At 45.5% G+C, this 12,725-nt stretch carries 13 protein-coding genes; all 13 read right to left on the reverse strand.

Features of this window, described 5'->3' with window-relative positions; genetic code table 11:
* Nucleotides 1-106: 106 nt before the first annotated feature.
* The 13 genes from bamB to iscA all read right to left on the reverse strand — a co-directional run bounded on the left by bamB (nt 107) and on the right by iscA (nt 12,669).
* Entirely contained in the window at nt 107-1,267 is a 1,161-nt protein-coding gene (gene bamB, locus R7093_RS16065) for an outer membrane protein assembly factor BamB (protein WP_005381696.1), read from the reverse strand.
* 12 nt (nt 1,268-1,279) lie between these two features.
* Nucleotides 1,280-1,894: a YfgM family protein gene (locus R7093_RS16070; RefSeq protein WP_005381697.1), complete on the reverse strand. Its 615-nt coding sequence runs from the start codon at nt 1,892-1,894 to the stop codon at nt 1,280-1,282.
* A gap of 126 nt (nt 1,895-2,020) precedes the next feature.
* On the reverse strand, nt 2,021-3,289 hold the full coding sequence (gene hisS / locus R7093_RS16075) for a histidine--tRNA ligase (protein WP_005381698.1): 1,269 nt from the start codon (nt 3,287-3,289) through the stop codon (nt 2,021-2,023).
* 26 nt (nt 3,290-3,315) lie between these two features.
* Nucleotides 3,316-4,434, reverse strand: a complete 1,119-nt coding sequence (ispG, locus tag R7093_RS16080) for a flavodoxin-dependent (E)-4-hydroxy-3-methylbut-2-enyl-diphosphate synthase (protein ID WP_005381699.1) — start codon at nt 4,432-4,434, stop codon at nt 3,316-3,318.
* 6 nt (nt 4,435-4,440) lie between these two features.
* Nucleotides 4,441-5,391: a cytoskeleton protein RodZ gene (rodZ, locus tag R7093_RS16085; protein WP_005383707.1), complete on the reverse strand. Its 951-nt coding sequence runs from the start codon at nt 5,389-5,391 to the stop codon at nt 4,441-4,443.
* Between the two features lie 435 nt (nt 5,392-5,826).
* A complete protein-coding gene (locus R7093_RS16090) occupies nt 5,827-6,954 on the reverse strand; it encodes a bifunctional tRNA (adenosine(37)-C2)-methyltransferase TrmG/ribosomal RNA large subunit methyltransferase RlmN (protein ID WP_017633913.1) in 1,128 nt (375 codons plus the stop codon).
* Nucleotides 6,955-7,327: 373 nt separating this feature from the next.
* Nucleotides 7,328-7,753: a nucleoside-diphosphate kinase gene (gene ndk / locus R7093_RS16095; protein WP_005381702.1), complete on the reverse strand. Its 426-nt coding sequence runs from the start codon at nt 7,751-7,753 to the stop codon at nt 7,328-7,330.
* A gap of 95 nt (nt 7,754-7,848) precedes the next feature.
* Nucleotides 7,849-9,147 (reverse strand): aminopeptidase PepB, encoded by a 1,299-nt coding sequence (pepB, locus tag R7093_RS16100; RefSeq protein ID WP_017633915.1) that lies wholly within the window; start codon nt 9,145-9,147, stop codon nt 7,849-7,851.
* Between the two features lie 161 nt (nt 9,148-9,308).
* Nucleotides 9,309-9,503: a Fe-S cluster assembly protein IscX gene (gene iscX / locus R7093_RS16105; RefSeq protein WP_005381711.1), complete on the reverse strand. Its 195-nt coding sequence runs from the start codon at nt 9,501-9,503 to the stop codon at nt 9,309-9,311.
* A 44-nt stretch (nt 9,504-9,547) separates the two neighbouring features.
* Nucleotides 9,548-9,886: an ISC system 2Fe-2S type ferredoxin gene (fdx, locus tag R7093_RS16110; RefSeq protein ID WP_005381713.1), complete on the reverse strand. Its 339-nt coding sequence runs from the start codon at nt 9,884-9,886 to the stop codon at nt 9,548-9,550.
* A gap of 13 nt (nt 9,887-9,899) precedes the next feature.
* Nucleotides 9,900-11,753, reverse strand: a complete 1,854-nt coding sequence (gene hscA, locus R7093_RS16115; protein ID WP_017820567.1) for a Fe-S protein assembly chaperone HscA — start codon at nt 11,751-11,753, stop codon at nt 9,900-9,902.
* Between the two features lie 21 nt (nt 11,754-11,774).
* The gene (gene hscB / locus R7093_RS16120) at nt 11,775-12,290 is read right to left on the reverse strand and encodes a co-chaperone HscB (protein ID WP_033905803.1); all 516 of its coding nucleotides are present in this window, start codon (nt 12,288-12,290) and stop codon (nt 11,775-11,777) included.
* 55 nt (nt 12,291-12,345) lie between these two features.
* Nucleotides 12,346-12,669, reverse strand: coding sequence for an iron-sulfur cluster assembly protein IscA (gene iscA / locus R7093_RS16125; protein ID WP_005381717.1), 324 nt, complete (start codon nt 12,667-12,669; stop codon nt 12,346-12,348).
* Nucleotides 12,670-12,725 lie beyond the last annotated feature (56 nt).

The raw sequence follows: 12,725 nt of genomic DNA on the forward strand, positions 1-12,725 counted from the left end.
CAAACCAGCTTTTTACCTATAACCACGTCAGGGTTAATAAATTCAAACAACAAAACGGCTCCTAGCTGTCACCAGCCAGGAGCCGAATGTGAATTATATCACGATATTATTCGTTAATGGTTAGTTTCTTTACATCGCCGTTGCGAGTTGTAATCACATAACCATCCGACAATAACGTCGGGCCAACTGCCAAGCCACTATCATCGACAAACTGCTGCGCAACAAATTCGCCCGTTGAACGATCCATCCAGTGAAGGTAACCAAGCGTGTCACCGACAACGAGATAATTGCCAACAATAACTGGCGCTGTAAGTTGTCGGTGCTCAAGCAAGCTGTTTTCCCACAACTCAGTCCCGCTTCGTGAATCAACGGCAACAACATGATCTTTTTCCGTTATCACAAAGATGCGACTACCATCTGTAGAAATGTCTGTCGCAGATGAGTAATTACGCTTCCAAATCGGGTTCGCTGAACGCAAGTCAATGGCGATAAGTTGACCATTGTATCCAATGGTGAAAAGAGTACCGCCTAGCACAATTGGCGATGAATCAACGTCAACCAAACGATCAATTTCTGTCGCGCCTTTTGGCGTACCAACAGGCTGTTGCCAAATCAACTGACCACGCTCAACGATAGCAGCTGCGAGTCGGCCATTTGCCGTTCCCCAAAATACACCGCCGCCAATTGCAGTCGGAGTACTGTCGCCACGTAAAGTTAGGTTCGGCACTTCTGTACTCAATGCCCAGCGTTGCTCACCTGTACTCTCATTAAGGGCAATCAACATGCCTCGGCTAGTATTGATGATAATAAGGCCTGAATCTGCAACTGGCTTCGCCAGTACCTCACCACCAACTTTTACACGCCAAACAATTTCACCTGTTTCTTGGTCAAGAGAGATGACTTCACCATTCTCAGAGCCAATGTAAAGGTTTCCGTATGCCGCTGTGATACCACCAGAGAGACGAGCAATGACATCTTCTTCTAGGTCCGTTTGCCAACGTTGTTTACCATTCTCAGGATCGAGCGCTTTTACTAAGCCATCACGACTTGCCACGAACAATGTATCATTCGCAAATACAGGGGATAGCTTTGAAAAGTAATGACCGACACCATCGCCAACCGACGTGCTCCACTCACTACTGGTTGTAAACTGACTGTCTACCTGAGGTAGTGGCGCCATTACAATGGTGTCTTTCTCACCTGCACAACCGGCAAGTACTCCCATTGTTAACGCCCCTAGCAAGGCTTTCTTAAAGACTCTTTTCATCCAATGCGGTCCTTATTTCGCCAGATCGTCCAATTTCATTTGTAGTGTCGGGCTTGCATCTGCCGCTTGCTGAGCTTCAGTATACGCAGCGTACGCAGCATCTTTGTCACCTTGGCGAATCGCAATATCGCCACGAAGTTCAGCAATACGACCTGTCCATGCTGTATCAGTGACGTTACTTAGCTCTGCCGTTGCAGCGTCGAAGTTACCCATTTCCGTCTCAATACGCGCAATGCGGTAACTAATCAATGGTAACAACGCAGCATCTTGAGTGTTGCTTTGCGCCCACTTCAGTTGCTCCAATGCAGCAGAAAGGTCTTGAGCTTCAACTTGTGCTTTAGCAAGTTGTAGTGCAGCCAATACTGAATATTCTTTTACTTCATTTGACTCAATGAAAGCTTTCACGTCAGCTTGAGCATCAGTGCCTTTGTCTTGCAAAGCATTCATTGCTGTCGTGTAGCTTTGAGAAGCTGCTTCACTCGCCTGAATCACAGAATCCTGGTAGTAACGCCAGCCAAATAGACCACCTAAACCAACAACCGCACCGATGATGACGGCTTTGCCGTTTTCCTTCCACCAGTCTTTAATGGCTTCAACTTGTTGTTCTTCAGTATCGTAAAGTTCCACTTCCTGTCCTCTTAAAACATGTAAATGGCAGCTTAGCTGCCATTGTTCCTATTTCGTTTAAAGGCTCCACATTTGGGAGCCTTAGCTTACGAACTAGGATGTAATTTTGTTAGATTACTAAAAGACTTAAATCAGTGCTGCGATCTTTTCTGCAACTTCTGCTTGGTTGTAAGTCTCTTGCTCACCACCAGCTAAGTCTTTCAGTACTACAGTGTTATCCGCAACTTCGTTTTCGCCCAGAACCAATGCTACAACAGCACCAACTTTGTCTGCGCGTTTAAACTGTTTCTTGAAGTTACCGCCACCGAAGTGATTCATCACACGAACGCCTGGAACAGACTCGCGAAGCTGTTCTGCTAGCTTCATTCCTGCCATCATGGTGCCTTCACCCGCAGTGACTACGTACACGTCAACACTGCGACGAACGTCTGTCAGTTCCAACGTTTCTAGCATCAGTACTAGACGCTCTAGGCCCATTGCAAAGCCAACCGCTGGTGTTGGTTTACCACCTAATTGCTCTACAAGGCCATCGTAACGACCACCGCCACATACAGTGCCTTGAGCACCTAGGCTCTCAGTGATCCACTCAAATACCGTGCGATTGTAGTAATCCAGACCACGAACTAGACGTTCGTTAACTGTGTATTTGATACCTGCAGCGTCTAAAAGTTCACATAGACCTGCGAAGTGTGCTTTAGATTCTTCACCCAAGTAATCTGAAAGGCGAGGCGCATCACCTAAAATAGCTTGAACGTCTGGGTTCTTCGTATCCAGAACACGCAGTGGGTTCGTGTGCATGCGACGCTTACAATCTTCATCTAGCACATCAATATGTTGCTCAAGGAATGCAACCAGTGCAGTACGGTAGTCTGCGCGGTCTTCTTGAGAACCGATAGAGTTCAGCTCAAGACGAACATGTTCATTGATACCTAGCTCACGCCATAAACGCGCCGTCATCATGATAAGCTCTGCATCAACATCTGGACCATTTAGACCAAACACCTCAACACCACACTGGTGGAATTGACGGTAACGACCTTTCTGCGGACGTTCATGGCGGAACATAGGCCCCATGTACCACAGACGCTGTTCATCACGGTTGATAAGGCTGTTTTGAATACATGAACGTACACAACCCGCCGTACCTTCAGGGCGAAGTGTTAGGCTGTCGCCGTTACGGTCATCAAAGGTGTACATTTCTTTTGAAACGACGTCTGTTTCTTCACCAACAGCGCGGCTGAATAGGTTTGTTTCTTCAACGATTGGCATGCGCACTTCGTTATAACCGTATGCGCTAATTACATTTTTCACTGTGTTTTCTAGTTTTTGCCACAGTGGCGACTGAGTTGGGAGGCAATCGTTCATGCCTCGAATTGCTTGAATTGTTTTTGCCACAATACTTACCGTAATTCTCGTTGAGATTAATCTTGTACTTTAACTTCGATGCGGTTTTCGCCATTCATCATAGCTGCTTTCGCACGGATCTTAGCTTCTAGCTTATTCACAAGGTCATCGTTATCAAAGCGCTCTTTCTGGCGTTTACCATCTTCGTAGAATGCGCTCTTCTTGTTACTACCTGCTAGACCTAAGTGAGAAACTTCTGCTTCACCAGGGCCGTTTACCACACAACCGATGATAGACACATCCATTGGCGTGATGATGTCTTCTAAACGTTGCTCCAGTGCATTCACCGTACCAATCACATCGAATTCTTGGCGTGAGCAGCTTGGGCACGCAATAAAGTTGATGCCTCGAGAGCGAATGCGCAGAGATTTAAGGATGTCGAAACCGACTTTGATTTCTTCAACTGGATCGGCAGCCAAAGAGATACGCAGCGTATCGCCTATCCCTTCAGATAACAGCATACCTAAGCCAACAGATGACTTAACAGCGCCAGCTCGAGCACCACCCGCCTCTGTGATACCTAAATGAAGAGGCTGATCGATTTTCTTCGCCAGCAGACGATATGAATCCACCGCAAGAAAAACGTCTGAAGCTTTCACGCTAACTTTAAATTGGTCAAAGTTAAGACGATCGAGATGATCTACGTGACGCATCGCCGATTCAACCAAGGCTTCTGGCGTAGGCTCACCGTATTTCATCTGTAGATCTTTTTCCAAAGATCCACCATTGACACCAATACGGATCGGGATATTTTTATCGCGAGCGCAATCAACAACAGCGCGAATGCGCTCTTCATTGCCGATGTTACCTGGGTTGATACGTAAACAGTCAACTCCGTACTCCGCCACTTTCAGCGCGATACGATAGTCGAAATGAATATCAGCCACTAATGGTACAGAAACTTGCTGTTTAATCAGTTTGAAAGCTTCTGCTGCGTCCATCGTAGGTACAGAAACTCGAACGATATCTGCGCCGACTTTTTCTAGTGCTCGGATTTGAGCGACTGTCGCTTCTACGTCAGTCGTGCGAGTGTTAGTCATTGACTGTACTGCAATTGGCGCACCATCACCAATTGGCACATCACCCACATAAATACGCGTCGATTTACGACGAATAATTGGAGATTCGTGTTGCATAATTTTTTATAACGGTAGAGTGAATCTAGCTACTTTGCCTGAAGTATACCCAGAAAGGTCGACAGGTTCACTTGCAAATGTCATTGTAACCCCTTCCGGTGCGCCTAATATCACTTTAAATGGCGCTTTTCCGGTAAGTTCTACATCTTGTCCTGGCTTATGAGTACCACTTACCAGCGTTTTACCATTGGTGTCTTTTACTTGAATCCAACAGTCCGCTTTAAACTTCATAGTAAGAAGTGTCATGCCTTCAGGTACTACTGGCGCAGGCTGTTCCTCTTCCGCCGCTTCAATCACGGCAACAGGTTCTTCAGAATCTACGCTTGTTGTATTTTCAGTTTCAGTCAGCAAAGGATCCGCCCCTTGCTCAACGGGTGCTTCAGTCAATTCAGCAACACCTTCATTAGTTGAAGCAACTTCTTCAGGAGTGCTTGCGATTAACTCTTCAGCCGTCATCAAATCGATATCAGCTAATTCTTGAGCAGTGGGCTGCGGCGCTTCAACACTTGAATCCGTTACTTCCTTAGTTAGGCTATTCTCTTGTTGGTTTTGCCACCACCATGCAGCTGAAATGCCAATAATGACTAGCCCGATAACCCAAGTAAGGAGCATAATACGGCTATTGTGCTTCTCGTCTTTTGTTTTACGAGAGAAGCTTTGCATTTCAATTTCTTGCTCTTGAGGCTGAGCATCGGCAGTCTGCTCTAACGCCGTCAAAACCACCTTCTCATCAAGACCTACGAATTTAGCGTAAGAGCGTAAGTAACCACGCGTAAATGTCGCGACTTGTTGAGATTCAAATCGGTTATTTTCAATATCTTCAATCACAGAAATGCGAAGCCTCAGGCGGTCGGCAACTTGCTTTTGGCTCATTCCCAAGGATTCACGTTTGTTTTTCAGTAATGTGCCAGCTTCAATAGAGAGTGGCACTTCATTCGTATTTTCGTGTTCTGTCATAATGGCGGTATTTAATCTGTTTTAGTGGCTAACGTGGTCATGTATTTTCGTTATTGTTCTTAAGCCTCTTTAAAGATAGCTAGCCAAAACGCGTTAACCAAAAATAATAATTTTAAGAAACTCTCAGCGATCTGAGTGCGAATACCCGTTTTGCAAAAATCAGCAAAACGTATGTGAGAAAGTGCTGAGAATTATCGGTGTCATCGTTAGTGTTACATATCATGATAAGCGAATGCGCAACGAAGACAAAAACTCTTTACACTCAAACTAACAGATAGCTCAAGCTTTTGTCCAAACTTTGACAAAGGAATTCGAAATTATACCCAAATAACCTTAGGTTGAAGAGTGATAGTCCCAAATCTTGGCGAAAATGTCCTAAACAATAAACAAAATAGCCAGAGCGAATGGCTCTGGCTATTTTTGAATTCCGGTCGTTTATACAGCTTTCACTTCAATGGTATCGGCACCGCGTGACGCTTTCAGCATTGCCGTACGTTTAGTTCGGTCAATTACATCACCGACCAACTGACCACATGCGGCATCAATGTCATCACCACGTGTTTTACGAACCGTAACTGTGTGCTCGTATTGCATCAATGTTTTTTGGAAGCGATCAATACGTGAGTTACTTGGTTTCTTGTAAGGTGAACCTGGGTACGGGTTAAACGGAATCAAGTTAATCTTACATGGTGTGTCTTTCATCAATTCAGCCAGTTCACGAGCATGGTCCATGTCATCGTTCACATGATCAAGCAACACGTACTCGACTGTTACCTTGCCACGGTTTGCATTCGATGAAGCAATGTAACGACGAACGGATGCTAGGAAATCTTGAATATCCCAACGATCGTTAATTGGCATGATTTCACTACGCAGCTTATCGTTTGGCGCATGAAGAGAGATCGCTAACGCAACGTCGATTTTGCCCGTCATCTGATCAAGACCAGAAACGACACCTGATGTTGATACGGTTACGCGACGCTTCGACAAACCAAAGCCAAGGTCATCCAGCATTAACTCCAATGCAGGAATCAAGTTCTTCATATTAAGAAGCGGCTCACCCATGCCCATCATCACGACGTTCGTAATTGGGCGACGGCCTGTTTCTTTCTCAAGACCAATTTCACGTGCAGCACGCCACACCTGACCGATGATCTCTGAAACTTTCAAGTTACGGTTAAAGCCCTGCTGTGCTGTTGAGCAGAACTTACATTCCAATGCACAACCTACTTGAGAAGATACACAAAGCGTTGCGCGATCATCTTCTGGAATGTAAACCGTTTCTACATCCTGATCACCAACCTTCATTGCCCACTTGATCGTGCCGTCTGAAGAATGCTGAGCTTCTGCTACAGTTGGTGCTTTAATTTCACACTTGTGTAAAAGCTTTTCGCGCAGCTTCTTGTTGATGTTTGTCATTTTTTCGAAGTCATCTACACCGAAATGGTAGATCCACTTCATAACCTGATCGGCACGAAACGCTTTCTCGCCAAGTTCTTCCGCGAAAAACTGACGCATGCCTTTGCGATCAAAGTCGAGTAGATTGATTTTTTCAGTGGTCATGTTGCCTCTCAATGACTGAAACAAGAATAAGGGCGCGAATTGTACAGCCTTTATGCAGCTACAACAAGGGGTGTAAGACCCTGAGTTTGCTAAGGCATTAAAATAAAAACGATTAAATTTTAATCAGACTTTACGGTGAGAATAATGATTAGACAACCGACAGCAAAAGCGTAGAAGTGATACAGAGAAAACAGTGAGAACAAACACACTTAACTAAGCTTTCCCCCCTGTAAGATGCTCAGATTAGCCAACGTCTTCGAGAATAATTACGAATGAACTCGCCGGTGAAATGGAGAACGCGGAATAAAAAACCTCGGACAAATCCGAGGTTGTTACGAACTAGATCATCACGCAAAAGTGATGCATGAACGAGTTAGCGAGAGAAAACTTCTGATTCAGGGAAGAAAAACTCAATTTCACGAGCGGCAGACTCAGGGCTATCGGAACCATGAACTGAATTGTGACGCATGCTGAGTGCGTAATCAGCACGCAAAGTGCCACATGCCGCGTCCTCTGGGTTGGTTTTACCCATTAGCTCGCGGTAACGTGCAATCGCATTTTCGCCTTCCAATACCTGAACCATAATAGGACCAGATGTCATGAACTCTTTTAGAGGAGGGAAAAACTCTTTACCTTCATGCTCTGCATAAAAGCCGCTTGCCTGATCTTCTGTCAGGTGAACCATTTTGGCAGCGATGATACGTAGGCCAGCCTTTTCAATACGATTGTAGATTTCACCAATTAGGTTTCGCTCTACAGCATCAGGCTTAATGATTGAAAATGTTCTTTCTAGAGCCATAAAATTTCCTTTCTGTACTTGTAATAATAGTTGTGCTTTTAAAGTGACTTACTGGGCAAGAGCAGCACTCAAACAAGAGAGTGCTGCAATCAATCTTATTTTCCAGCTTGCTCATTGAGGAAACGAGCAAGTGTACGAACCCCCATACCCGTTGCTCCCGCAGCCCATTTATCAGAAGCGGCTTTACGATACGTACCCGCACAGTCGAAATGTAACCAGCCTTTTTTGTAGTCCTCAACGAAGTAAGACAAGAATGCAGCTGCAGTACTTGCACCCGGAGAATAATCACCAGAGCTGATATTCGATAAATCGGCAAAATTAGATGGCAGCATTTCTCGATGGAAATCAGCAAGTGGTAGCGGCCACAAGCCTTCTTTTTCCTGGTTTGCCGCCGTAAGCGCTTGATGCGATAGCTCATCATCAAAGCTCATTAGCGCATGGTAATCGTTACCTAACGCATTCTTCGCTGCGCCTGTTAACGTCGCGCAGTCAATGATTAACTCAGGCTTTTGCTCACTGGCGTAGATAAGACCGTCTGCAAGCACCAAGCGACCTTCCGCGTCGGTATTCATAATCTCAACGGTTTTGCCGTTTTTGTAAGTGATGATGTCGCCAAGCTTAAGGGCACGGCCAGAAACCATGTTCTCAGCACAACACAAGATCAGTTTTACGCGCTTGTTTAAACCGCGCAAGATAGCTAATCCTAGGCCACCAGTTATAGTACCCGAGCCACCCATATCTGCTTTCATTGCACTCATGAAGGTAGAAGGCTTCAAGCTGTAACCACCGGAATCAAAGGTGATGCCTTTACCCACAAGACATGCGAATACAGGTGCGTTTTCGTCACCAGTTGGGTTGTAGTCTAACTGAAGCATCGCAGAAGTACGCTCAGAACCACGGCCTACTGCGTAAATACCTTCCCAACCTTCTGCCAACAAGTCTTTGTCTTTGACGATACGAGCTGTCACCGTGCCTTTCGGCGCAACAGATTTGATGAATTCAGCAGCCATTGTCGCTAGCTGACGAGGAGCAACTTCTTCTGCCGTTTTGTTGATAATATCGCGGGTAAAATCAGTCGAAGTAATACGAGCTTGAAGCTCTGCTTGCTCTTCATCAGACAATGCTGCCCACTCAACTGAGCCATGTTTTTTAGGGTTACGGAACCCTTGGTGGAAAGCCCATACGCTCTCTAGATCCCAGTTATCACCAGAAAGAAAAATAGAACGAATTCCTTGGCCATCTAGCTGACGAGCTGCACGTTGAATTGCGCCGAGATCATGACCTTCACCTAAGTGAATAGTTGCGCCGTTTTCAGCGAATGAAAGCAGTGCTTTTTCACCCCAATGTGGTGCTGCCGACTCTTGACTTAAAAATACAGACATCTGTGTAGACATGGTTTCTCCTTGTCTTATAGCAGCGTTGCCTACGCTGCTTCTTTTTAATAACTCACGGATGTTAGCATTATGTAGGGCAAAAATGTCAATTGGATAAAAAAACGGACCTAAAGGTCCGCTTTTTTTAGTAAGAATTGTTAACTAGGCTGTGTTTTACAGACTTAGTCTGCTTCGTCCATCCAGCACATGATAACGGCTTCTAGAATCTTTTCATTAGAACGGTTTGGCTCATCGTCAAACTCATCTAACTCCATGATCCATTGATGAAGATCGGTAAAACGCACTGTTTTTGGATCGACATCTGGAAACTTGTCACAAAGTTCAATCGCGATATCGCGAGAATCTGTCCATTTCATTGCTCATCTTCCTTTTGCTTCTTCCCTATATTGGGAAGATAGTTTTAGTGATCTTCTGAAGCGTGGTTTAGTGTGTATTTAGGAATTTCTACCACCAAGTCTTCATCAGCAATTCTCGCCTGACACCCTAGGCGTGACTCAGGCTCTAGACCCCACGCTTTATCTAGCATGTCGTCTTCTAGTTCTTCACTTTCTTCGAGTGAATCAAAACCTTCACGGATGATTACGTGGCAGGTAGTACACGCACATGACTTCTCACACGCATGTTCAATACCGATACCGTTTTTTAGCGCTACGTCTAGAACGGTGTCACCAGAGTTTGCTTCCAACACTGCACCTTCTGGGCACAAATCGTCGTGTGGTAATACAATAATCTTAGGCATAACTACTTATCTCTTATATATCGTCTACTGATTGACCTGACAACGCAGCTCGAATCGATTTATCCATACGGCGTGATGCGAAATCTTGGCTCGCTTTATCGGTATCTTTAATGCCCTGCTCTATCGCATCTGCATCATCACCATTACGCAGCTCAATCAAGGCTTCGATGGCTTTAATCAAGTTTTGTTTCTCTTGTTCTGATAGTAAGTCATCACCATCAGCTTGCATCGCTGCAATCAAACCTTCTATCACTCGGTCGGCTTCAACACGCTGCTCAGCTAAGGCACGAGCTTGCATGTCTTCTTTTGCGTGCGTCATTGAATCACGCAACATATCCGCCACTTCATTGTCACTTAAGCCGTAAGAAGGTTTTACTTGAATCTCTGATTGAACACCAGTGCTCTTCTCCATTGCCGTAACAGAAAGAAGGCCATCTGCGTCAACTTGGTAAGTCACGCGAATATGTGCCGCACCCGCTGCCATCGGAGGAATACCTTTTAACGAGAAGCGAGCAAGTGAACGACAGTCATCAACCATTTCACGTTCACCTTGTACCACATGAACACTCATCGCCGTTTGGCCATCTTTGAATGTGGTAAATTCTTGCGCACGCGCAACGGGAATCGTAGTGTTGCGGGGGATGATCTTCTCGACCAAACCACCCATGGTTTCAATACCGAGCGACAGTGGAATCACATCAAGAAGCAACATTTCAGAGTCAGGTTTGTTACCCGCTAGGATATCAGCTTGAATACCCGCACCGATTGCAACAACTTCATCTGGGTTAATGCTTGTCAGAGGTGTGCGACCAAAAAACTCGCCTACCATTTCACGAACCAACAATGTACGGGTTGAGCCGCCAACCATGACGACCTCGAGTACTTCATCTGCGTCGACATCCGCATCTTTTAATGCGCGACGACAAGACATCAGTGTTTTCTTCACTAGCGGACGAATCAGATCTTCGAACTGCTCGCGAGTCACGGTGCCTTTCCAGCCAAAAACGTCAACGTCAACACTGTCTTGCTCAGAGAAAGCAATCTTAGCTTCAGTAGCAATGTTCAACAGTGTACGGTTCTTTTCTGCAGAAAGCGGCGCTTCTAGACCCGCTTGCTCCATTAAATAATCGGCAAATAAATGGTCGAAGTCGTCACCGCCTAATGCAGAGTCGCCACCTGTTGCTAATACTTCAAATACGCCTTTCGATAAACGTAGGATAGAGATATCAAAAGTACCGCCACCTAGATCGTAAACCGCAATCACACCTTCTTGACCTGAGTCTAGGCCATAAGCAATTGCCGCAGCGGTTGGTTCGTTAAGTAGACGGAGAACATGAAGACCAGCTAATTTCGCCGCATCTTTTGTACCTGCACGTTGCGCGTCATCAAAGTAAGCAGGAACGGTAATAACGACACCTGCTAACTCACCACCTAACGTATCTTCAGCTCGCTTACCCAATACTTTTAGGATGTCCGCAGATACTTCAATCGGGTTTTTGTCACCTTGAGGTGTTTGCAAAATTGGCAGGCCGTTTTCACTCTCTTTAAAACGATAAGGAAGTGAAGAGTAACGGGACTGAATGTCCTTTAATGAACGACCGATCAAACGTTTTACAGAGATAATCGTGTTCTCTGGTTCAAACTCTGCTTTGGCTTTGGCTTCGTGGCCGACCGTTAACGTTTCCTCAGCGTAATTAACGACTGAAGGTAAAATAGTACGGCCCTGCTCGTCCGCAAGTGGAGTTGCATCGCCGCTACGTACAGAAGCAACCAAAGAGTTGGTAGTACCTAAGTCGATACCCGCTGCTAACTTATGCTCATGAGGTGCCGAGCTTTGGCCCGGTTCTGCGATTTGAAGTAGTGCCATGATAGGTCCTTGTCACGCTTACTAGCCGAGGAGTTTGTCTTCGACTAGCTCAATTTCGTTCTTTAGTTTGGCAATGAATTTTAGCTTACGAACTCGGTCTGCGGCTTCAGCCCATAGACCATCATCAAGCTCTTGCTCGACGCTTGCCAGATGCTGTTTGTACATTTTGCTGACCTTAGAGTCGAAGTCAAAAAGCGCCGATTCAGGATCGGACTTGTCAGCAATCTCTTCCAGTTCTTCGCGCAGTTCCATTTGCTCCATTAAGAACATCGGATCTTGCATTGTTTGCTGTTCACCTCGGATCTCAACACCTTGCTCTGCGAGGATATACTCGGCGCGAGAAATAGGATTTTTCAGAACTTGATAGGCATCGTTGATTTGCGCCGCCTTTTGCACCGCCATCAAACGGTCACGTTCTGAGCCCGTTGCAAAGTTATCCGGGTGGAAGCGTTTTTGTAGTTCTCGGAACTGAGAAGAAAGAAGGCTACCATCCAGCTTAAACTGACTTGGTAGCCCAAATAATTCAAAGTGATTCATTAAGTTCGGGTCCTAGTAAAGCCTTCCGGACTCGTTTGCCCAGAAGGACAATCAATTAGACGTTGAAGCTTTCACCACAACCACATTCACTTTTCGCGTTAGGGTTGTTGAATTCAAAACCTTCATTCAACCCTTCTTTCACGTAATCCAATTCAGTACCATCTAGGTACACTAAGCTCTTTTGATCGATGATAATTTTCACTCCAGAGAGTTCAAATACTTCGTCTTCTTCATTGAGCTCATCAACAAACTCAAGTACGTATGCCATGCCGGAACAGCCAGTCGTCTTCACTCCAAGACGTAAACCGATACCTTTGCCTCGGTTATCTAGGAATGCTCTTACGCGACTTGCCGCTGATTCTGTCATTGTGATGGCCATACTGCACCTTAGTCTGTCTAAATTTCGATTGGAATGGGAGCGTCAAAGCTCCCATT

It is taken from the genome of Vibrio sp. 1580 (assembly GCF_033340055.1).